This is a genomic window from Alteribacillus bidgolensis, from assembly GCF_002886255.1.
Lineage (GTDB): Bacteria > Bacillota > Bacilli > Bacillales > Marinococcaceae > Alteribacillus > Alteribacillus bidgolensis.
Window position 1 is genome coordinate 949,361 of record NZ_KZ614149.1, and the last position, 23,124, is coordinate 972,484.

Consider the following 23,124-nt stretch of genomic DNA (forward strand, 5'->3'; position numbering starts at 1 on the left):
TTTCATTCTAACCACTCCCAATTTGTTATATGTTAATGATAATTATACAACTGTGTTATAAAACAGTCAATTGATTTTTTGGAATTTTTATAAAGATCTAAAAAGCAGACGCTAAGCAAATTTTTATAAAGAAATAGCCGATTTCCTATACGCTAAGGATATCGGCTTTTAATATTTTATTGAATTATATATACGGAAAAATGATTGGGATAAGATTAATCACGGAACTGGTTAACATTTGAGCAAAGATAAAATGTTAATCTATTGTTTACCATAGGATGATGTTTAATAGTTTGTGTAAACATGTTGAAGACAAAAAAAGAGGCAGGGTATCCTCGTAGTTAACGACCAAGAAAACTAAGAAAGGAGATGCCCTACCTTGTCTATCAGTATAGGACACAACAACTTAGAAAATCAACTTGATGAAATGGTTCGAACGTTTGTGAAAGAAAAACTTGAATCCATCATGAAAGAAGAAATGGAGACTTTTTCGAACACGAACATCCTGAATGAAAGAATTACAAAATGGAACGTATCCAAGATCTTTGGACACCAAATACGGTCACATCAACCAATTAAATGTTCCAAGAGATCGTGATAATGCTTTTCAAACCAGCGTTTTTGAACCTTATGAAAGACGTGAACAATGGCTAGGTGAAACCATTATTGCCATGTATCAGAAAGGTGTCAGTACCCGAGAAATTAGTCACTTTATCGAAATAATTTTAGGTTACTCTTATTCTCCTGCGACAGTTAGCCAGATCACAGATGTGGTGATGGATGACATTGAAACATGGAAAGAGCGTCCTCTTCAGAAGCGCTATTCTGTTCTTTATTTGGATGGGACCTATCTTAAACTGCGTCGTGATAATGTTGATGATGAAGTCATTTACCTGGTAGTAGGGGTGACTGAAAACGGTTACCGAGAAATTTTGGGCTTCTATGTCGGCGGAAAAGAAAACTCTCTCAAGTGGAAAGAAATCCTCTTAGACCTCTATAACCGTGGTGTTGAAGAAGTTATCTTAGGTATTTTTGATGGACTGCCTGGACTTGAAGAAGCCATGAAATCTGTATTCCCTAAAGCTGACGTCCAGCGTTGTGTGGTCCATAAAGTTCGTAATGCATTAAATGAAGCACGTACCAAAGACCAATCTGCCCTGGCAGAGGACCTCAAGCCTATCTATCAAGCAAATAGTCATGAAGAAGCTCATAACCAGTTTGAGGCCTTTAAATCCAATTGGCAGAAGAAGTATCCGAAGATCGTGAAATCCTGGGAAAAGGATCTCTCAGTGCTTTTAACGTTCTTGCGTTATCCTTCGTCGATTCGTCCCATGATTTACACGACAAATATCATGGAGCGAATCATGAAAGAGTTCAAGAAACGCATTAAAACCATGAATAGTCTCCCAAATGAAAAGGCAGCTGAGAAGGTGGTCTATCTTAAGGTGAATGAATATAATCACAAATGGTCTGAGCGCAAATTACGAGGCTTTGGAACGGCCCTATGATGCATTACAAGACATGTTTACGCAACGGTATGGTGACAAGTAAAAGGTGACAGGTGTTCTGGTATAGCCCCCGCGGGGGCTATACCAGAACACCTTCCCTCCTCTCAGTTAACTGAGCGATACCCTATAATGAGATTTACACTAACTTATTGACGGTACCTTAGTATGTTATAAATTGTGAATTTTGGAATAAGAAAGTACAAATTGCAACACCAAATAAACATACTTAAAAAATTTTAATGATGTTGTTCATGATTTTCTTCTTGTTTTTTCGTACAAAGAAATCTTTCCAATAATCATAATTTTGGCATATAGCAGCCTCATTATTTGTCTGACTTCTATTTGCTGTACAGGTTAAAAGAAGTAGTAAAGTAACAATTAATGCAAATGTTTGATATTCATTATTTGTGTGATAACTTCCAGTAAACGTAGCTTTCTAACCAATCCATTGCTTTACCATTGGTATTCTTTTAGTTACTAAATAATCCAAGACCCAAACAAACAATAGTGATATACCCACTAAAGGGAAGAAAATGCCAAGAACTAGGATAATTAAGGCCACTCCTTTTAACATCTTAAAGTTTTCTGGCAATGCCGGGGCACCCAGTTTCCCATTCGGCTTTCGTTTCTTCCACATGATAAGTCCACTTAACGGAATAACAATTAAAGCAAGGACCAAGAGGAGATTAAATAGTTGATTTATAAATCCAAAATCACCTTGGTGAAAGGAAATCCCAAGGGAAATGATTTTTCCCATGATTCCATAATCTTTCCATCCTAATTTAGCTAAAACTTCTCCATTATATTGATCAATGTGCAACGTTTGTTGAGTCCAAGGCTTAGGGCGGTCAGGATAAACGTCAGCTGGATCTAGATATACGGTGTATACCCCAGTCTTGTCTTCAGGGAAGACTATTTTGTACCCTGGAATTACATTCTTGGATTCTGCAATTTGAATGACCTTCTCAATCGAAATCGGTGTCCCCTCGCTAGCTATAGAATTTGGGACAGGTAAGTTCTCCGCGGCCCACGGAACGTCTGCTACTTCTTTAGTAGGGACAGTAGACTCTGGAAATGCATGTTTTTCCCAAGGTTGATCACCCACTGGACTACCAGTTCCGGTTGCATCGACAGCGCTTTTGGCCATACTTCCCCAAACATCCGTCCACATTAGTCCGGATAATAGAATAATGGCAATAAACAATGAAAACCAAAATGCTGTCACAGCATGTATATCACCCCAAAAAACCCGTTTGCTCTTAGAAAATCGAGGAAAAAGTATCCCGGATAAGGATTTATTTTTACGAGGCCACCATAAATAAACACCAGTAATGATTAAGATAATAGCCCAGCAAGCAGCAAGTTCCACCAACCGGTTTCCTATGGTACCACCCCATAATTCACCATTATGTAGATCTTTGACCGATGCCATAAAACGTTCATCCTCGTTTATCCTTCCAATGAAGTCTCCATTGTATGGATTAACATACACTGATACACTTTCTCCGTTATCCGTTGTTCCAACCTCAGATGTTCTGTTCTCTTTAAAAGAAGGTGTGAAACTTGTAATTTCTGCATTTGGGTAATTCTTTTTGACTTCGTTGATTTGTTCGCTAGATGAAATTTTTTGTTCCCCTTGTTTTACATAATAAAGATCATGATACATATGATTTTCAATTTGCGGTTTAAATAGGTAACACCCTCCTGTTATCGCCAAAAAAATGATCAGCGGCGCGAAAAAAATCCCTGCATAGAAATGCCATCTCCATACCGTTTTATACAGAGAGGCTTTTGTATGTTTTTCAGTCAATTCTTTGGGATTTTTAATTGTTGTTTCTACTTTTACAGACTCCATTTGGTTGTCCCCTTTTTATTTTTTTGAATGGCAACAAGTTTTACCATTCATTTCTTCCATAATCACTTTAATAGCTTCTTCAAAATTGTAGATGTTTCCACCAAATCCCAGTTGAAATTGTTTAGCCTGTTTTAGAGAGTCAAAAGTAATAACTTGCGGTTGACAGTAATTAAGGTGAACATCAGCATTTAACAAAAACGTCGCCATCTTGGCACTTATCGTTGTATCCTTTAAAAAGTCATAACAAATAATTTGGGAAACCTCTTTTTCGATAGCTTGATAGCGAAGCAGACCACAATGAGCGCAGCAGGTATGTTCAACTTGTTGATTTAATTTGATAAGTTGAACGGATAGTTTCGTATTAGAGTTTTTATTGCAATAAGAACAAATGTTAGCAGAAATATGGTGTTGAGGAGTACAAGTAATTCCATTTGATGTTTTTATTACTTTCTGTTGCTTAATTAATGGTTTTAAGTCACGGTAAACGGTCATCTCGGACACGTCTAATCTTTTACTGATTTCAGAAACGCGTAAAGTTCCTTCTTGTTCTAACCATGTTAAAATTTGTTGTTGTCGTTCAATCGGTAACATCTGATTCCTCCTGTTTTTATGATAGTGATTTCAAAGAAGATAAAACAAATACGTCAATGATCCTATTGAACTGCTATTCTTAAAGGATTCAACATAATTCGTTTATATAAATTAATTATAATTTAACTTACGTTTTAAGTAATTGTACAAAACGGAAAAATGTTTAAAAATGTTTGGAATTAACATCATATTATTTATTAGAATTTAATATTTAAATGTGAGGACATAATGAAATATTAAAGTTCCTTCCATCGAAGAAAATTACATGGATACAACCGGCTATACTGATCAAGTCTTTGGATTAAGTCATATACTTGGATTTCGTTTTGCACCTCGATTGCGTGATTTAGCCGATTCAAAACATAATTTTATCGGTCAATCAAGTGATTTTCCAATTGATTAGAGGTATCTTGCTAGAAAAATTAATTCAACAATCATTCAAGAAAATTACGATAATGTTTTACGATTAGCACATTCGATTCGGGAAGGAAAAGTATCTAGTTCACTTATTATGGGAAAATTAGGTTCATACGCACGCCAGAATAGGTACCCACTGCACTTCGTCCTAAATAGGAAGAATTGAAAAGACTGTTTTTATTCTAGGTTATATTTCTAATGAAGCATTACGTCGGGGAATCAAAAAAGATTTAAACAAAGGAGAATCAATGAGTAGTTTAGTGAGGGCTTTGTTCTTTGGAAAGCGTGGGGTATTAAGGGAGCGTCGACTTCGTTTCACCTTCAACGTGCTGGTGCTTTGAATATTTAAAAAGCTTTAAAAGGGATGTCCCTTCTAAAGCTTTTGATCATTACTTTAATATTAATTTATCAATTTCATCGACTAATTTACCGATTTCAGGCTTGCTGACTTGGGCATTTGCACCAACTCTCTCTCCTTTGTGGTACAAATCTTCGGTAATTAAAGAAGAAAAAATAACAACTGGCAGATGTTTAAGTTCTTCATGTTCTTTTATTTTTATAGTTAAATGATGCCCGTCCATCCTTGGCATCTCAAGGTCAGTTATAATTAAATCCGGTAATCGTTTATTATCGCTTCCATCTGTTTCTGTGAGAGAACTGATGTAATCCCAAGCTTCTTTTCCGTCTTGATATAATACAGAAGATGTGTAACCTGCATCCTCAAGAGTATTTTCGAGCAGTTTTCTGAGGATCGGAGAATCTTCGATGATCATTAGTGTTTTGTGAGCACGGTCCTTAACATGTTCATCATTTCTCTGGATGCCTTGCATTTCTGAACTAGGAGCAATATCCATTACAATTTTTTCATAGTCCAGCAGCAGTGACATTCCTTGGTCCATTTTAACAATACCTATTGTATTTGCATCATGGCCTTGTGACAGGTCACCAGGTTTTTCAATCTGCTCCCATGAAATACGGTGGATGCGAGATACCGAATGGACATGAAAAGCTACTTTCATTTGATTCAATTCCGCTATAATAAACTTGTCATATTCAGGTTGGTCAGCGGGTGGATATCCTAGTACTTTAGCAAGATCTATTACTGGGATTACTTCTTCTCGCAAACGTACAATACCTTCCAAATGCTTATGACGATTAGGTGTTTCTGTTATTTCTACTGGTTGAAGAATTTCACGAACTTTTAATACGTTAATACCAAATGTACCTGTTCCTACGTTAAACATAACGATTTCTAATTCATTCGTTCCGCTTTCAAGTAATATGTCTGATTGATTTGTAACAGCCATAATTGTCCCCCTCAAGTGTTAACTAAAATAAACCAAATAGTACTTTTGTCTCTATTTTACCTTATTCTGAGCTGGCTGCAAAAAAAAGTATAAAAAATCCGGCAGATTTTTCTGCCGGATCGTATGAAGGGTTAAATATTAACGGTCACATCTCCGCTTTCACGAAGTTCTTCTACTAATTTTTGAATTTCTTCGCCTTCTTTTTGCTGCACCATTTGTTCTTCTAGCTGTGGTTTCATCTCTTCAAAGGAAGGACTGTCTTCTCCTTCTTCCCCTTGTTGACCTTGGCTCATTTGTTCATACATATCCCGTAATTCATCTTCCGAAACTTCTATTTCGCCAGCTTCATCTTTTACTAACTTTTCAACTTTTACTTGTTTTTCGATGTCACTTTGAAGTTCGTCTTCGGAAAGATTTTCACTTTCAAGAGCCTTTTGAAACTCTTCATCGGATCCGAATTGTTCTTTCAAGGAGTTGAGTTCTTCTTTTATCTCATCCTCGCTAGCACTCAATTCGCGTTTATCTGCTTCTTGTACTAATAATTCTTGACCGATAAGCTGTTCTACTGTCTGTTCTTGAATTTGCTGTTTCATTTTGCCGCCATCGTCTTGCTCTTCAATGTTCATTCCTTGCATTGCATAAGTATTAAGAGTAGAAACATAAACAGATTCAAATTCATCTTTAGAAATCTCTTCACCATTTACCTCAGCTACTACGTCAGGTATATCTTCAAGGTCTGGCTCCGGCATTTCTTGTTCTTCAGGAGCTTCTTCTTGCGCTTTCTCTTCTTGCGCTTTCTCTTCTTGTCCCTCTTCTTGCTGCTGGCCTTCACCTTCTTGACCTTCTTCATCACCGCATGCTGCTGTTACCAATACGGATACAGCAAGGGCGAGACTTAATATCCACTTTTTACTCAAAGGAATTCTCCTTTCCTATCAATACTGAAATGTATTGTAACATACAGAGTGTAAATAAAAACATGTAAAATACATAACTGGCTGGGTTTATAAAGAAATTTAGTGAAAATCTCAAAACGATCAAATACTTGAATACTGATATGACAGGCTGTATAAATTCTAGGTGCATGACGAAAGACAAATTTGTAAAATTATAAAAAACGTACCAAATCTCTCTAATTATCTTTAAGTAGAGGAAATAACAAGCCAAGGCCTTGCTTGTTCCCAGACAATGCGTGCATCTACATCGAATACGCGCTGCACATATTCATTTGTTAATGTATCGTATTTAGATCCTTTAGTCAGGATTTCCCCATTTTTCAATAATAATACGTTTTGTATAGAATTTGGCATCTCTTCTAGGTGGTGAGTAACATAAAGAAGAGCAGGGGCATTATCAAGATGAAGTAAATGTTCCAAAGAAGATAGAAATTCTTCTCTGCCCTTTACGTCAAGCCCTGAACATGGTTCATCTAACAGTAATAATGGGGGTTCAGCAATCCAAGCTCTTGCCAGGAGAGACCTAGTTTTTTCTCCTTGAGATAAATGTAGATAAGGGGTGTTTCTAAGATGATATATTCCAAAGAAATCAAGCCAGTACTCTGCTTTTTTGATATCCTCCGTTTTGAATGTTTTATAAAGGCCAATCGAGGCGAAAAGACCGCTTAACACCACTTCAAGAGCGGTACTGGTTTGTTTCGTCCGGTACCTGTCATCTAAAGAGTCACTGACCCAGCCTATTTGCTGGCGAAGTTTTTGAATATCAATTTTTCCATATGTACCTTGCCAACTCACCAAATGTCCTTTGCTAGCCCACACATATCCTGCTATAACTTTTAAAAGTGTTGTTTTTCCAGAGCCGTTCAAGCCTAATAAGCCCCAGTGCTCCCCTTTTTTTATGTCAAAAGTAATATCTTTCAGCCTTGGATTCCCTCCTGTGGTGACACTAACATTTTGAAAAGATAAAAGCGTATCATTAAAGTCTTCCACAGATTTTCCCCCTTTGCTGTTTTCGGAGTGGCCATCGTCAAGAAAAGACACCCTTCAAAGGACGAAGAAAGGGTGCCAGATGTCATCTATTAACAGCAGTCGCTGTTTGTTCCGCCTTTCATAACAAGTCCTACTTGCCCATCACCGGAACTTTCAACATCTAATGTCACGTTTTGAACGTGAGAAACGATTTGTTCTTCGATTGCTACGTTAATTCCGTTAACTTCCTGCTTTACATCGGTTTCTGCCGGCTCATCCAGAGCCAGTCCTAATTTTGGACCGCCTCAGCCCATGCCGGAGAAAACAACCCGGATCGTAGACATGTCATGTTCATTCATTACTTCTTGAATAAAATCCTTTGCTTGGTTAGTAATTTCCACGATTCATCACCTCTTTCTCTATTTATATTTTAGATGATCTCTTTATTTTTGCAAAGGAAAATGCAATATGATTATTGTTTTGTTCGCTTCCGAGTCCAGAAATGATGAAAATTCACTCCTGCTATTCCTTGAATAATTTTTTCATTAAAGTGCTTTGATAGCCATTCTAATAAACGCGGGAAATCTGCGGGACTTTCTAAACCTTTTATTGTCGTATCAATCCCGTCGAAGTCAGAACCAAATCCAATAATGTTTTCTGCTCCTTTACTGCAAAGGTAATCGATTTGTCTTGCTAAATCCGTGAAAACAGCGGAGTTAGAGCCATTTATAAACCGGGGGTAAAAAGTTAATCCAATAAAGCTGTTTTGTTTTGCTAAAGCCTCTATCTGTTGATCGCTTAAATTTCTAGGATGATCATACAGGGCTTTTACGTTTGCATGGCTTACAGCAACATGTTTCGCGTGTTCCAAAACATCCCAGAAGCTCCGTTCGTTTAAGTGTGCAGCATCCACAACCATATGATTTTGATTTTGCCATGCTATGACCTTTTTACCGGCTTTTGTCAAACCGTATTTGTTTGATTGAGAACTCCCCGCAGCGAGCTCGTTTTTTTCGTTCCAAGTAAGGCTTGCCATTTCGACTCCATTTTCCTTTAAGTTTTTCCATTCATGAAGGTTATCCCCAAACATCCCTGCTCCTTCTAAGGATAAAATAGCATTCGTGTGAAAAGGTGTGAGTTGAATCGGCTTCCAGGGGGTCCATTTGATAAGGTTATTACCAGCAATGTATTTTTTGAATAAATACAACTCTTTCATTATATTTTTTTTTTGACGACTTAACGAATCCTTTACGGACGTATATAGAGCAAAATTCTGAATTTTCACATTTCCTTTTTTGAGGCTGCTCGTATTCACACGAAGAGGTGATGACCCATTAAAGGAAGGCTGTTTCATGGCCAGCATTTTCCATAAAGCATCACAATGAGCGTCTGCAATAAACATGCGGCTAGTCTCCTTTATCATTCTCTCTTTTATAGTATGATATGCGTCTATGCACCAGGTGTGTAACGAGCAGTTAGGTATGGTTTAGTATTTTTTCATTCTTATTCCTACCGCCAGTGTTTCATTTTTGTTTTTTAATATCCAGCCAAAAGATGGATGCCGATCTAAAGACGGCTGATCGTCAGCATGCTGGAGAGCACCAGCCTCAGCAACACAGGATATCGTTTCTGGTCTGTTTGATTCCTCCAGAACCAAAGAAAATTCTACAATTCCCTGTCAACCACCTGTTAGGGTTGAAGTTAGAATGATCTTTGGATGTTTATAATCTGACTGGTTATGAATAAATTCTTTCGCTCTATCTGTAAGCATAACTTCATTCATTTTTATTTCCTTTCTTAGTAGAAAAGCTCAGCTTGACCGATTCGTTAAACCTTAAAAAGGACTGCCCCTTTTTAAGTGGGCAATCCTGCAAACACTGGTTACTCTTTGTTCAACCCTAAGAGAATCTAAGCGGGAGCGGCCGGTGAAGAACTTTCACATGCGCCGGAAGTACTCCTGAGTCCTTGGCACTGAGCAAATGACGGTACATTTTTTTACCTGCTGCTGCATTTGCTGAGTGTATCGTAATTCGTTCTGGAAATTGTTTATTTTCTAATAGGTATAATACTACTTCAAACCCGTTCTTATTTTTACTGCCAAGATCATGATCAAGTGATAGATGAGAAACTGGCTGATTATCTTTTAAGAGCAGAATACAATCTTCTGCTGTCGTGACCAAAATATGGTCATCTGGACTAGGCCTCACATCGTCTAGAAATATGTTACGTCGTTCCAAATTAAACCATCCTTTAAAATTATTTTTCTGTCGGAACTTAGCGATGTTATGTTAGTGCCTTTTGGGTGTATTTTAACACAGCAGTTGGTTATAAACAAAATTTTCCTTTAAATCAAGGATTTTAAATGGTTGATGCTTTGATCCAAATCTGTTGTGTCTTCTGCTTGATTATCCTTCTTCCAATCTGTAATAAGGGTTTCTGCGGCACGGGAAAAATCCTTCAGGAATTCTTCCCATTGCTTATAAAAAAAGGATTTATACTCTTGTTTCAATTGATGATGGTATTTTTCAATTAATTGGTCTCCGTATGGACGAAGCGCTTCTTCTAATTGTTCTTTCATCACTTTATTTTTTTGCTCTACAAAAAATTGTTGATAAGAGGTATAGTTTGAAATAAAAGAGAACGTACTGCTGTTTACTGGGACATGCTCTTTTATTTTCGTTTCAGGGAAATTATTAATATGTTTTCGGACAAAAAAACCACGAATTTCAGAAAACAGCTTTTCATGTATACTATCTTGCAGCTCCTCCCATTGCTTTTGTATAAAATGTTCTATGCGAATGATTGTTGCTCTTATTTCTTGAACAATTTCATGAAAAATAAACTGAACCAATTCATTCGTGTAACGATGCAGCTGTGATGAAAAGCTTTCACTATCTTCGAAACGAGCTGCGTTAAACAGCACTTTATATTCATCATAATATCTGTAAAAAACCCGCTGTTTAACATAAAAAAATAATTCTTCCAGTTCTTGTTCTATCCATTGCCATTCCGTAACGGGATTAGTATTCTTCAGCCATTCAACAAAGGATACTAACTCTTTTTGCCAGTATTGTTTCTTGGCAATGCGGGTTTGCTCTTCTTCAGCGAAACTCTCTTTCTGCTGTTGCAAAATCGTTATTGCTTGTCTTATTTCAGCTATTCCTTCTTTTATGATTGTATTCTCTAAATTACCTTTGGCAAACTGTTGAAAGTGTTCCAAAAATCCTGCAGCTCCAGAATTATGCCAGTACTCGTTGGGATTATTGTTATATGATTTTAAGGCGTTCCTGCCCGATATTGGAAGAACATGTGGTTTGGTAATATGTAAACGGATCAGCTGATCTTTTACATAATCTAATACCGTGTTTAATTCTTTTTTACTTTGGGCAAGGTCGGATGCATTTACTAGGAAGAAAAATTTATCATAAGAAAAATAATCTTTTGTTCTGCCTAGCTGTAATAAAAATTCACGATCTGCTTTTGAAAAAGCATGGTTATAATAACTTACAAATAACACGGCATCTGATTTTTTCATTTCTTCAAAAGCGATTTGACTATGGCGGCGGTAGATGGAACCTATTCCGGGTGTATCGACTAACAAATACCCATTTCTTGTAAAAGAACAATCGAAATAAATATTGACATTCTTAATGAGAAGGGCATGCTCTTCACTTGCTGCAGCCTGTTTATAAATCTCATAGTCTGCATTTTTAATTTCTCCGATAATGTTTTTGAACGTATGAACGGATTGATAATATTGTTCTGCTAATATGATTTCTTCCTCTTTAAGAAGCTCCATTGGATCCGGTTTTTGATCAACTCTTTTATCATTTTCATTTCTGGAATCTGCGGCTTCTTCATTGTTTTTAGCATAAACGTCGCACCAATCTTCAACAGATGCAAGGGTGAGATTGGCTGGTCTTAAAATATCATTCATATCATCAACAATATCTTGTTCGGATTTATAAAAAATCTCCACCGACCGATGAGAGTGGTTATTGTCGGGTGCTTGAATATAATGTACAGAAGCAGTGGTCGGATTTGCAGAAACAGGAAGAAAATGCTCTCCGAGAAGTGCATTAGCTATAGAAGATTTTCCAGCACTGAATGCCCCAAACAACGTAATGCGGTACGTTTTCTGATGAAGACGAGACGCTTTTTCTTTTAAAGAATGTTCTATTTCAGACAATCCTTTTTTATTTATATATGTAACGGCCGCTTCTAATTTTTGAGCTGCCTTTTCTTTTGATTCGAAAAAAGTTTGGGTATGCTGCTGTTGAGCATTTTCATAGAAAGAACCAATATCAACTTCCGAGGCATTTATATTAAGGTTATTCCATTTGTAGAATGACTGCGAATCATCAGATGCATCAGAAGGTAAAGATATAGGTTCACGAGCATTCCTTAATTGTGTTATGACGTCGTTTATCCATTTTGTTAACGTATGATAATCTTGCTCCCATTGAGCCCATTCTTCTGTAATATGTTTTAATTTCGATACTTTTGTTGATAACTGCTTCGTTTGAATGCACTGTTGTTCTTGAACTGCTTCCTTTATAGACGGTAGTAAATCAATGAGTATTTCTTTGTATCGTTTTCTGATTTCGTCAAGAACGATGCGGCTGTAAGTTAAAACATAATCTTGTGAAAATTGAGCCCCAAAGCGCTCTGCTCGTTTTAACAAATCCGAATCGATGTTGTAATGAATAGAAAGCAGATCATTAGTGAATGATCTGGAATTTATGCCGTAAATAGATAAAATACGCTGTATGCCATTTCTTAAATGTACGTCTATATAGTTTTTTACATTCTCATTTAAACTGTCTATTAGTTTTTGTTTCCGTCTTTCTTTTTCAAAAGAAGTTTTGTTTTTTGAGAATAATCCTTTTAAACGAAACGAAGATTGTCTTGATTCTAAGTAATCGCGAACCAAGTTTCTTGTGTGGTAAGGAGTGATTTTTGCATTTTTAAATATGGTTTCACATTCTTGAAAAATATCTTTATCAATTAAACGTTCCCATTCTGGTATGCTTTTTAACGATTCTTTTTTTTCATTTAACGCTTGTTCTACTGATGGCAGCGAAATATAGGTACGCATGTATTGCACCGTGTTTTCTGACGGTTGGATGTGTTCATTTACAAATACTGCGAGATGTTCGAGTTCACGGTAAATCCCCAGTGCGCACGTTTGAATGACTTGATTAACAGTTGATTCACTACTTATAAATAATTCATTTATAAAAGCATTCCAGTCTTTTTTGTTTACTAAAGGATCTGCAGCAGAGATAAAATATATGTTTTTCACACGTATGTTATTTTTACGCAGACTCGCTTGAATTTTTTGTTGAAAGAGAGAGAATGCCATTTCTTCTTCCTCATGTTTATCAATTTGATTGATAAGAAGAACTGGTGTTATGTAAGATTGGTTTAATTGTTTTAAAAAAGTAAAATTTTCTTCTGACTCAACTTTTTGATAATCTACTGTGTAATAAACTGTGTCTGCCTCTACGAGACGTGCTTCGGCCAGGGCTTTATGGCTTTTTTCTGTAGAATCAATCCCGGGAGTGTCCAATATTTCAAGGTCAGTCGGAAATTGCGGTATGGGCAGTGTAAGATACACTTCTGTCATTTTATCCGAATTTGTAAACCATTCTTCATTCCATTGCTTATCTGTTAATTTGTGGGTTTCTCCTGTTTTAGAGTCCAAATAAGAAATAGCAGCTGAGCTTCCGTTTTGAAAATGAACAATATTTGCGCTCGTTGGAATTGGGTGGGATGGTAAAAGATTTTTCCCTATAATTTGATTAATTAATGTAGATTTACCTGCAGAAAAATGTCCGCAAAAAGCAGCTGTTCGTCGTTTATTCTCTAATTTTAAAATCAGTTCGTGCATGTTATGAAAAACACGCGGGCATTCATAATATGAGGCCGCGTGCTGAATATTTTGGGCTATCTCCATAAGATTTTTATCAGAAAACGTATGCTCGGTAAACATCTTTGTCCGCTCTTTTTCGGATAAAAAACAGGATAATATAGTTGAATCTTGCATAAGGAAAGCCTCCTTGATCCGTTAAAAAGCTGCATTTATCTTTTTCTTTTTCATGACAACAGCATAAATAGAGAGAGAGACTGCACCTAGTAAGCTGCTTATTCCAAGCCACTTATAAAGCCCAGCCCCGCCAAATTCATCCATTGCCCATCCTCCCCCTAGGGAACCAGCAATCCCGGAAATACCGAAAAATGTGGTAATAAATAATAAATGGCCAGTTGCTTGAAGTTCTTCTGGCACTAGCTTTGTAATATATGATAAAGAGGAAAAGTACATTAAACCAAACGATACACCATGAAACACTTGGAGCCAAATCAAATGTACAGGATCATCAGTTAGCCCCATTATTAACCAGCGGCTTGCATAAATGAGTCCTGAAATAATGATAAAAATGAGCGGATGAAAGCGGCGAAACCATAGAACCGATAAGAAAAAAATGACAGCTTCCGATACAACGCCGACAAACCATGCTCTGCCAATGAATGATTCTCTGCCACCAAGTTCAAGGATATATAAACCAAGAAAACTATCATTAGCACGGTGTCCTATTGAAATAAAGAAAACCAGCATTAGAAAAATAAATACGTGAGGCTGAAGCCCAAACTTTACTGCGTTTATCAATGTTACTGGTTTTTTCGAGGGTTTTACATCTCTGAGAAAAAAGATTAATATAAAAGCTATAACCGCACAAGTTTGAAAGGGCAATGGAATAAAAGCAGGACTGTACGTCTCAAGAATAAAACCGGTTACAAGAGAAGTCACAGCAAATCCAAGGGATCCCCACATTCTTATAGAACCAAAATTCAATTTCTCCTGAAGAGCTGTTTTTTGTGCTAAACTGTCCCCCAATGCTGTACATGGTGCTAGAAATATAAATAAACAGAACATGAAAAGCATAAGCGTGGGAAGAGAATTCATTTGAAATAAAATAATACTCATAACGATAGCTGCACCCATACATATCATGAGGACTTTTTTGATTGATTTCCATTTATCGCTTCTATATCCCCAAAATGGCTGCGCAAATACAGAAGCAAGTGGTCCGATTGCCATCAGCCAGCCGATATGTGTTTGAGATATTCCTTTATATTGAAAATAAACCGGCGCATATCCTACGATAATGGTTAAAGCAGAATAGGCAAAAAACAAATAGATCATTAAAGGGAAAATTCCTTGCTGCCGAATCATTTCATTCCTCCTTCTTTTACGTTGGTCCATAAAGAAGGCCACGCCAATTAATAGATTTGGCCCGACCCTCATCACAATATAATTATCTACAATAAAAAGTCTTTTTCGTATAGATAGGAATATGGGATATCTAAGAAAACATATAGTTCCTCATTGACAGGGAAAGAATACGTGCGTATTCTTTCTTCCCTGTGAATATCAGTGTACAAATCTGACAATATACCTCTATTTTCATAGTTCATTCGAATAATGTTTTCTAAAAAGTAAGGACGCCAGCTCCAGTTTCGATTGCGTTCTTCCGCTCTATACTGCCATTTTCCTTCCTCATCTTTTACAGCGTTCCCCGATTGCTGAAACCCTTCATGGTTACAAATATATACCCTAAAGGTGATGTCCTCTAGTGCTGAGGCAATATTCTGGGTAAGTTTATCGATATCATCCAATGCTTTATTATCTTTCAATTGTTCTTGAAGCCGCTGGTTTAATGTGTTCATTAAATCAAGCTGTGCTTGAATTTTCTTTTTTTCAAATTGGAGAAAGTGGTGAAAATCTTTTCGCAACGTCTCAGCAAATGCCATTTTATCGAGAAATTGAGGTTTCGGTTTTCCTAGATAAATCCCTTGATAATACCGGGCTCCATGTCTCCAGGCATAGTTCAGTTGATTAAACTCGCTTATGCGTTTAAATAAAAGGGAGGCGCCTATTTTTCGAGATAACATAGACAAGGAGTGCAGGGCATCACTAAACATGCTTGGAAATGAATGGTCTTCCATAAATTCTAAATCTACTTTTATAATATCAGGCTCTAAAAATGCAATAGAATCTAAGTTCCTCGTATTTTTTCCAACGTCATCAAGCGCGACTTTAATTTGCGTGCTTTGTACGTACTGAATGAAATGTTTTAAGTGAGAGATTTCTCCTGTGATTTCATGTTCTTTTATTTCAAGAACGATATTTTTAAAGGAAAGGCCTTGTTCTTTATAATTTGTCAGATTTTCAAAAAATTGCTCCCCTCCATCTGACACGATTATATTTGCATCCACATTTAAGAAAAGAAAGTCAGTTCTATTTTCTTTTAAATAAGTCGTTAACGCTTGGTGTTGAATGTGTTCCTCTATTTCTAATCGATATTCTTCGGGTATGTTTTGATCATGTAAAAAGGAACTGAGACTGATTACTTCCCCATTGTCTTTTTCGTACCGTTCAAGCACTTCATAACCTATAATTTCTTGCTTATCAGCACTAATAATAGGTTGGTAGTAAGGAAACACTCTATCTTTGTTCATTACAATATCAAGGACGTCCATATTTATCACCTATTTTTCAAGGAAATTAATTAATTGTTTACGGTTAAAATAAGAAACGTGCAGAAGTATCCAGCTCTTACTACAATCCCGATGCTTGCACATAGATAGTCTGCATGAGAGGGCTGGACACTGGGGCTAGACAGTTTAACAGCAATTCTTCTATCAGTGCAAAAAAAATCTGTATAAGGTGCTTTTCTTATACAGATCCGGGAGCTTTACACGTTATTTCATGCGAAATCATAAGGTGTCTGCTGATAAACATAGTAGTTCAGCCAATTTGTAAACAATAGATTCGAATGGGCTCTCCAGCGCAAAGGCGGATCGAGTAAATGATTATTTTCTGGAAAATAATTATCTGGAATATCTGTAGAGATACCCTTTTTATTATCTCTTTTAAATTCGTCCCGCAAGGTCTCTGTATCATATTCACTATGACCTGTTACAAAGATCTGTTTCCCGTTTTGGGCAGAAACAATATATAAACCGGCTTCTTTAGACTCCGCTAATATTTCTAAGTCCTCTACTTTTTCGACGTCTTCTCTTTTTGTTTCTGTATATCTTGAGTGCGGTACATAAAACACATCATCAAAACCTCGCAGCAAATTATGATTAGAATTATTTACACTATGTTTATATATTCCAAATTTCTTTTTTGGCAAAGGATATTTTGGCACACCATAGTGATAATATAATCCAGCTTGAGCGCCCCAGCAAATATGGAGAGTAGAAGTCACATTGGTTTTGCTCCATTCTAAAATTTTTGTTAATTCTTCCCAATAATCAACTGTTTCAAATGGAAGCTTCTCTACCGGTGCTCCTGTGATAATCATTCCATCAAATTTTCGATAACTCACTTCATCAATGGTTTTATAAAAAGCAGCTAAATGCTCTTGAGGAGTATTTTTAGACTGATGTGTATCCGGATGCATAAACGATACATCTACTTGCAGCGGGGTATTGCCGAGCATTCTTAAAATCTGGGTTTCTGTTGTTTCTTTCAAAGGCATTAAATTTAAAATGAGAATTTTAAGAGGCCGAATGTCCTGTGTGTACGCACGGCTTTCATTCATAACGAAAATATTTTCTTTAGTCAATATATCTTTTGCCGGTAAATGGTCGGGTACTTTAATAGGCATACGTCTCTCTTACTCCTTCGTCTTATTTCTATTTCTCTCTAAATATTTTCTTTCATTACGGGTTCTTTAGTTCTACAAAATATCATGAAATTGAAAAATAGGCAATAACTATCCGCGGATTATTTTTTATCTTGTTTTTTGTTCCACTGATTGGAAAGTATAAAATTTTAGCATGGATGAATCATCGACGCCGTCAAAATTTGAGGAAATCAGTATAAGTGCAACTAGGCAATCGCCTTCACCTAAAGACTTGGCGCTAGCAAGTTTTCTTTAGATTGTTTCTAGCAGCTTGTTTGCTAAAGATACGGAAATAGCAGTCGTCCCTAGGGGTTCTATTTTTCTGCGGTATTTTTCATGATGAAAATCAGAGCTTCCCGTTTTTAAAAGGAATCTGACCGTATCTTTTCCCATTTTTTATAGTTGTTTATGGTGTTTTATGTTTGCAAATCATGGTTTCGATGATACACTTCTACTCCTATCTAGCGAATCTTGTTTAACCTATTTTTCTATTTTATCATCTAAATCGTAGTAGACAGGATGCGCAATAACAGTAAGCTCGCCGGCAAACCGAGTTTTTCTAATTAATTGAATCGCTTCTTTAGGGGAAAGCTCTTTTGCTTTTTCCCATAACCAGGTTTCCCTTCGCCCAAGTACCTATCAAATACTTCCGAAATGGAAGCGGCGTATGCTTTTTCAAACTAATTAAGCCCTAGCTTCATGCGGGCGGCCGGCACTACCTCCATCCACATGTTTCAGCACATTCTCTGCTGATAGATTGATTTTTATCCAATGCATTTTCTTCAGCATAACATGCAGCCGTTCTTCACGCATAATTCTCTGTTCTTCTAGTGCCTTTTCAAACAATTTTCTCATTTATATTTATTCCTTAGCCGAGCATATGTACACTTTTACCATTAATTTTCGTAGATAGTTCAATACCGTTTATAATAGTTAACTCTAGGGTGGACGCTTTTTCTTTTGCTTCTTCTATCCCGTTTGTTGTGTCGTAGTCTGTTAGTGCAACGGTCGCCAAGTTAGCATGATAACATTTTTGCATTATTTCAGACGGGGGATATCCCCCGTCTGAGGCTGTCGAATGCATGTGTAAATCAGCTTTTATCATTCTGTTTGTCTTCTTTTTCCTCATTTAACTCCAAATTCCAAGTAGCCATTCCCCTGCCGGTATGGTCCATATAAGAAAACTCGTAATGAGAAGAAGGATTTACTTCAAAAGCTATCGTTCCACGGCGAAGTCCCTCCGGACGTAATTGTCCTCCTATGAGACGTTGATCATCATGCATTGATTCGTGTTCTGCAGCATGGCCTTCTTCATCAATAACGAGGGTGTTAAAAAGTGGAATTTCTCTAGCTTCCTCTGAAGTATTAAAAAATGATACGTCTACAACAACATAACGACTATCCTCTTTGTTCATTATGTAAGCTTCATGGACCGTAATATCAAAACGATTGACGCGGCTAGTCTCCTCCATTTCCAGTAAATGTTCGGAGTCGGCGGAGACAGTTTGATAAAATTGTTCTCCGCTATCTGCTCCTCGTTGTGATTGAACAAACATACCGCTAAAAAAACCTAGAATGAGTGTTAAGCCAAGCAAGAGCCAATATTTTTTGTCCATCTTCTTTCCTCTCTCCCATTCCCATCAGAAGCCTGATCTCTCAGAAAAAGTCCCGGAATTTCCGGGAAAGATTAATGCTTGTTTGATGCTCTAAAATAAGTACACATTTTTATTTCCACCAATCATCGTGAACGGTAACTGGCAATTGCCGTTTGTGCTCGGTTTGTTCATATCTTTTTATAAGTTTTTCTTCCGTTTTTGGATCGATACGTTTTCCCTCTAGAAAGTCATCGATTTGATCATACGTCATTCCTAAAGCTTCTTCGTCTGGCAATCCTGGTTTATCACTTTCTAAATCAGCTGTTGGTACTTTTTCAAAGAATTGAGATGGTGCTTGTAATTCTCTTAAAAGTTCTTTTCCTTGCCGTTTGTTTAAGCCAAACAATGGCGCAATATCACAAGCCCCGTCTCCATGTTTTGTGAAAAAACCAGTTACCGCTTCTGCAGCATGGTCGGTTCCTATAACAAGACATCCATATTCTGCAGCAATATCATACTGTACTTTCATACGTTCTCTTGCTTTTGTATTCCCTTTGTTAAAATCACTCATTTTTCTGTCTGTAGCTTCTTCAAAAGCATGTTCAGCAGCATCGGCTGCTTCTTTTATATTAACAGTTATTGTTTGAGATGGTGAAATAAAATCCATAGCAGAAACGGCGTCGTCTTCATCGAATTGTTTCCCATATGGAAGTCTCAACGCTATAAATGTATATGATTTAGTTTCTTCATTATTCAATTCATCTACAGCCATTTGCGCTAATTTTCCAGCCAAAGAGGAGTCTTGACCGCCGGAGATCCCCAGCACAAATCCATTTACCCCGGTCTTTTTGGCATATTCTTTCATGAAATTTTTACGTGTTTTTATTTCATCTTTTGGATTAATAGATGGCTGAACGTTTAATGCGTCGATAATTTCTTCTTGTGTAACTTTCATTGTAATCCCTCCACGAGTATACTGTTTATCTTTTCCTGCTATGATCCGTTTTTAAACCTTTTGTATTGTATAAGGAAAAGCGTTCAATCTGATGATATTGCCCTTCTGCTTCTAGAATATGAATTTGATTACTGCCCAGCAGATCAAAGTGAGGAAATGAAAGTCGCTGATGAATCCATTCTTCTTTTAAACCATATTGCCTTCCCCATTGTGCAAGCTTATGAATATTAGCGCAGCCAACTTTTGTTACGGTATGGCAGTCAGGGAATCTTTCATCATACCAATAATGAGTTATAAAAGCAATCTCTTCCAATTCTACTTTTTCTTTCCAAGCTTTTAATTCTTCTTTTTTGACCCCAAAAGCCATAATGCTAGATCCCTCTTTCTCTTTATACCATAAGTTGACGCTATAAAAGAATATTCATGATAGATTTACTTTCATTTAGTTAGACTTTTTATTTTTCTCATAAACTTCATGCCATTGCGGCAGCTGTTTTTTTATAGAGACAGGACGGAAGGATTCTTTTTTCACGCAGACATGGCTGCTGCTTCCGTGTGCACATATTTGGCCATTCTGATTATTAATTTTGTATCCGTAAACAACTCTAAGGCCGTCATAAGAATCAATCCAGGTTAAAAGCGTTACAGATTCTCCGAAGCGAGCAGGAAACTTGTAATCAAGATCGATGTTTATGACCGGAGAAACAATACCTGCTGCTTCTAAATCGCTGTAATCGAAACCGAGTTCTTTTATTAACTTCGTACGGCCTAATTCACACCAGACGATATAATTAGAGTGGTGAACCACTCCCATTTGATCTGTTTCTGCATATCTTACATCAATTTTTGTTTCCGTTATTTTCATTTTTACTGTCCCCGCTTTCTGCCTGTTTATAGATGAATGCTGCGTTTATATCTTCTTTGGTTAATAAGCGTAAAGCATCTAACGCTGTCTCGTTATTTTCTGTTAATCGAAACGCTTGCTGCTGAAATAGCTCTTCTGCCATATCTTCAGCAAAGCGAGCATTGCCGGAGGTATCCATGGTTACATAGACATATTTTAAATAATCTAAAGCCCCGTTTTCAAAATAATAACCATAACCGCGTACATATTGATCGGTGACAGCAGCAAGTTCGTCCGGCACAAAAGAGGGAAAATAAAAAGATTTTTTGAAACGGGACTGCAATCCAGGGTTTGTTTGAAACAATTGATCCATAGGGCCTGGGTATCCGGAAAGAATAACTACTAGATTTTCATCATGTTTGGTCATTTCTTCTACAAGTGTGTCCAGCGCTTCTCTTCCAAAATCTCCTCTCCCTGGTGCAGCTAAGGAGTAGGCCTCATCAATAAACAGCACACCGCCAAGAGCTTCTCTAATCTTTCGTCTCGTTTTTGCAGCTGTCTGACCGGTATACTCTGCTACTAGATCACTTCTGCCGCAGACGACAGTATGGCCGCGTTTTAATAAGCCCATATCTTTTAGAATACTGGCATACAAATTTGCTACCGTGGTCTTTCCTGTCCCAGGAGGCCCAGTAAATACTGTATGAAGCTGAATCGGTGCGACAGGGATATCTGCTTTCCTTCGTTCGTTTTGTATATGAATAAACGAGGCCAGCTTTTTCATTTCCTGTTTTACTTCCTTTAATCCAATAAGCGAATCTAAACGAGATAAAGGAGACTCACTGTCTTTGGTGTTTTCTGTTAGGGCTGGGTCTTTCATATCTTCAGCAGTAAGCAAAGCGAAATCGTCCATGTGAGAAGAGGATTCTCCCCCAATCTTCGCACCCTTTTGAAAAATAGCATCCATAACAATATTTTTTGCTGTACGTGCATTCCCGAATGTTTCATCAACTTGCTCTTTTTCTATTCGTTTTTCAAGTTCTTTTTTTCCATCTTCACTTATGACAAAATCATTATCTAACGCAACTTTCTCTGCAATCTCAAGAAGTTCATCGGCTGAATAATCGGGAAGATGAATATGGTTGCTTTCAGGAAAACGGCTGCGAAGCCCCGGATTTGATCTCAGAAATTGCCGCATTTCTTCTGGATATCCAGCTAATATGACGGCAAATGTTCCTGCATATTCACCGCTTGTCATAGCTGACACAAGTGTGTCAATAGCTGTTTGTCCGAAATCGTTCCCTGACATGCCTTCTCTTTTCAAGCTATAAGCTTCATCAATAAACAAAATACCGCCTACTGCTTCTTTCACTAGGTTTATCGTCTTTTCTTCCGTTTGTCCGACATAGCCGCCTACAAGCTGCGAACGATCTGCTTCAAGTACTTCATCGCGCTGCAAGAGCCCAAGTTGATGGTAAATTTTTGCTAAGAGACGTGCAAGCATTGTTTTGCCCGTTCCAGGGTTACCAGTAAGGATCATATGCAAACTTCGTTCATCGTTTAAGTGATAACCTTTTTCTTTACGCTGTTTTTGATATTGAAGATAATGATATAAACGGTGAACTCGATTTTTTACAGTTGTTAATCCAATCATTTGGTGAAGTTCGTCCAACGGATTTTGTTCTGTATGTGGAATGGCTGCCGTCTGCTGCAGCAATTCATGCCATTGTTGTTTTAGTTCTGTGAGATCGGAAACGGCTGTTTTTATAATCTTCACTTGCTCAGGTGAATAAAACGACCCTGCGGCTGTCCGCAGGTATTCATCTGCTGCGTTATGCAATGTTGTAAATAAACCCATACCTTTATCAATTAACTCATCGAGAGTATGTAAATCAAAGGATTGTTTTGAAGCTAATTGTTCCAATGTATTATATTTGCTTTTCAGTAATTCTTTCGATTCATGCAAAGCATGAAGTTCTTTATCAGCCATATCTTTTAGTTGAGCTGCAGCTTTTTTTCTAGCGCTGCTTTGATCTGTTTCGCGTATAGAAGTTAAAGGAAGAGAAAAGATAGTATCTTTCATATATTCGATTTGTTCTAAAGCGGAAAGCTTTAATAAAATAGGCTCTTCGTCATTTAATTCCAAACCGTTTGCTATCCAGTTTTTTACCATAGGATCAAATCTATAGCGTTTATTGTAGCGGTCTCTAGCTAACAGACCATAAATTTTTGCTGCTGTTTGTTTTTCTTGTTCGTTTTCTATGTCCGCTTGTTCCAAAATGTATTGAGCTTCCTTAGGAGAAAAATAGTTCATTTGGTTTTCCCATGTCTCAATATCCAATGTTACCACATCGTAGTTAGAAATCGACAAAACGTAAACGCTCCTTAATCATAAGTCTCTTATTATATTTTACCTTATTTTTCATCCA

20 protein-coding genes and 2 pseudogenes are annotated in these 23,124 nt (G+C 37.1%); 2 read left to right on the plus strand and 20 right to left on the minus strand.

Annotation, left to right across the window (positions count from 1 at the left end; translation table 11 throughout):
- Nucleotides 1-379: 379 nt before the first annotated feature.
- Nucleotides 380-1,551: pseudogene (locus CEF16_RS04975) on the plus strand (IS256 family transposase).
- Between the two features lie 393 nt (nucleotides 1,552-1,944).
- On the opposite strand, the gene CEF16_RS04980 reads toward CEF16_RS04975, so the two are convergent.
- Nucleotides 1,945-3,363 (minus strand): PepSY-associated TM helix domain-containing protein, encoded by a 1,419-nt coding sequence (locus tag CEF16_RS04980; RefSeq protein WP_091580460.1) that lies wholly within the window; start codon nucleotides 3,361-3,363, stop codon nucleotides 1,945-1,947.
- Between the two features lie 15 nt (nucleotides 3,364-3,378).
- Entirely contained in the window at nucleotides 3,379-3,954 is a 576-nt protein-coding gene (locus CEF16_RS04985; protein ID WP_091580462.1) for a DeoR family transcriptional regulator, read from the minus strand.
- A gap of 247 nt (nucleotides 3,955-4,201) precedes the next feature.
- On the opposite strand from CEF16_RS04985, the pseudogene CEF16_RS04990 reads away from it, so the two are divergent.
- A pseudogene (locus CEF16_RS04990) lies at nucleotides 4,202-4,717 on the plus strand (Tn3 family transposase); the annotation flags it as partial.
- A gap of 43 nt (nucleotides 4,718-4,760) precedes the next feature.
- Here the strand turns inward: CEF16_RS04990 and CEF16_RS04995 are convergent.
- From CEF16_RS04995 to CEF16_RS05065, 18 genes are all read right to left on the minus strand, one after another.
- Nucleotides 4,761-5,678 (minus strand): chemotaxis protein, encoded by a 918-nt coding sequence (locus CEF16_RS04995; protein WP_091580465.1) that lies wholly within the window; start codon nucleotides 5,676-5,678, stop codon nucleotides 4,761-4,763.
- A 131-nt stretch (nucleotides 5,679-5,809) separates the two neighbouring features.
- Complete coding sequence (locus tag CEF16_RS05000) at nucleotides 5,810-6,595, minus strand: SurA N-terminal domain-containing protein (RefSeq protein ID WP_091580467.1); 786 nt, start codon at nucleotides 6,593-6,595, stop codon at nucleotides 5,810-5,812.
- A gap of 225 nt (nucleotides 6,596-6,820) precedes the next feature.
- Entirely contained in the window at nucleotides 6,821-7,624 is an 804-nt protein-coding gene (locus tag CEF16_RS05005; RefSeq protein ID WP_170031607.1) for an ABC transporter ATP-binding protein, read from the minus strand.
- 89 nt (nucleotides 7,625-7,713) lie between these two features.
- A complete protein-coding gene (locus CEF16_RS25240) occupies nucleotides 7,714-8,004 on the minus strand; it encodes a HesB-like (seleno)protein (protein WP_425427956.1) in 291 nt (96 codons plus the stop codon).
- 71 nt (nucleotides 8,005-8,075) lie between these two features.
- Complete coding sequence (locus CEF16_RS05010; protein WP_170031610.1) at nucleotides 8,076-9,005, minus strand: dipeptidase; 930 nt, start codon at nucleotides 9,003-9,005, stop codon at nucleotides 8,076-8,078.
- A gap of 84 nt (nucleotides 9,006-9,089) precedes the next feature.
- Entirely contained in the window at nucleotides 9,090-9,260 is a 171-nt protein-coding gene (locus CEF16_RS23595) for a hypothetical protein (RefSeq protein ID WP_170031613.1), read from the minus strand.
- Between the two features lie 241 nt (nucleotides 9,261-9,501).
- Nucleotides 9,502-9,840, minus strand: a complete 339-nt coding sequence (locus CEF16_RS05015; protein WP_091580476.1) for a cyclic-phosphate processing receiver domain-containing protein — start codon at nucleotides 9,838-9,840, stop codon at nucleotides 9,502-9,504.
- A 107-nt stretch (nucleotides 9,841-9,947) separates the two neighbouring features.
- Nucleotides 9,948-13,652, minus strand: coding sequence for a dynamin family protein (locus CEF16_RS05020; RefSeq protein WP_091580478.1), 3,705 nt, complete (start codon nucleotides 13,650-13,652; stop codon nucleotides 9,948-9,950).
- Nucleotides 13,653-13,673: 21 nt separating this feature from the next.
- Nucleotides 13,674-14,840 carry an MFS transporter gene (locus CEF16_RS05025; RefSeq protein WP_091580481.1) on the minus strand — a complete coding sequence of 389 codons (1,167 nt, stop codon included), beginning with the start codon at nucleotides 14,838-14,840 and terminating at the stop codon, nucleotides 13,674-13,676.
- Nucleotides 14,841-14,926: 86 nt separating this feature from the next.
- Nucleotides 14,927-16,147 (minus strand): EAL domain-containing protein, encoded by a 1,221-nt coding sequence (locus tag CEF16_RS05030; RefSeq protein WP_091580485.1) that lies wholly within the window; start codon nucleotides 16,145-16,147, stop codon nucleotides 14,927-14,929.
- A gap of 227 nt (nucleotides 16,148-16,374) precedes the next feature.
- On the minus strand, nucleotides 16,375-17,283 hold the full coding sequence (gene metA / locus CEF16_RS05035) for a homoserine O-acetyltransferase MetA (RefSeq protein ID WP_091580487.1): 909 nt from the start codon (nucleotides 17,281-17,283) through the stop codon (nucleotides 16,375-16,377).
- A gap of 702 nt (nucleotides 17,284-17,985) precedes the next feature.
- Nucleotides 17,986-18,156: a hypothetical protein gene (locus CEF16_RS24290; RefSeq protein WP_245917767.1), complete on the minus strand. Its 171-nt coding sequence runs from the start codon at nucleotides 18,154-18,156 to the stop codon at nucleotides 17,986-17,988.
- A gap of 13 nt (nucleotides 18,157-18,169) precedes the next feature.
- The gene (locus CEF16_RS24295) at nucleotides 18,170-18,406 is read right to left on the minus strand and encodes a PHP domain-containing protein (RefSeq protein ID WP_245917768.1); all 237 of its coding nucleotides are present in this window, start codon (nucleotides 18,404-18,406) and stop codon (nucleotides 18,170-18,172) included.
- The gene (locus CEF16_RS05045) at nucleotides 18,393-18,917 is read right to left on the minus strand and encodes a DUF4352 domain-containing protein (RefSeq protein WP_091580490.1); all 525 of its coding nucleotides are present in this window, start codon (nucleotides 18,915-18,917) and stop codon (nucleotides 18,393-18,395) included. The genes CEF16_RS24295 and CEF16_RS05045 overlap by 14 nt, the downstream gene beginning before the upstream one ends.
- A gap of 109 nt (nucleotides 18,918-19,026) precedes the next feature.
- Nucleotides 19,027-19,851 (minus strand): ammonia-dependent NAD(+) synthetase, encoded by an 825-nt coding sequence (nadE, locus tag CEF16_RS05050; RefSeq protein WP_091580493.1) that lies wholly within the window; start codon nucleotides 19,849-19,851, stop codon nucleotides 19,027-19,029.
- Between the two features lie 25 nt (nucleotides 19,852-19,876).
- The gene (locus CEF16_RS05055; RefSeq protein WP_091580495.1) at nucleotides 19,877-20,218 is read right to left on the minus strand and encodes a hypothetical protein; all 342 of its coding nucleotides are present in this window, start codon (nucleotides 20,216-20,218) and stop codon (nucleotides 19,877-19,879) included.
- A 75-nt stretch (nucleotides 20,219-20,293) separates the two neighbouring features.
- On the minus strand, nucleotides 20,294-20,716 hold the full coding sequence (locus CEF16_RS05060; RefSeq protein ID WP_091580498.1) for an acyl-CoA thioesterase: 423 nt from the start codon (nucleotides 20,714-20,716) through the stop codon (nucleotides 20,294-20,296).
- A complete protein-coding gene (locus CEF16_RS05065) occupies nucleotides 20,691-23,066 on the minus strand; it encodes an AAA family ATPase (RefSeq protein ID WP_091580501.1) in 2,376 nt (791 codons plus the stop codon). The genes CEF16_RS05060 and CEF16_RS05065 overlap by 26 nt, the downstream gene beginning before the upstream one ends.
- Nucleotides 23,067-23,124 lie beyond the last annotated feature (58 nt).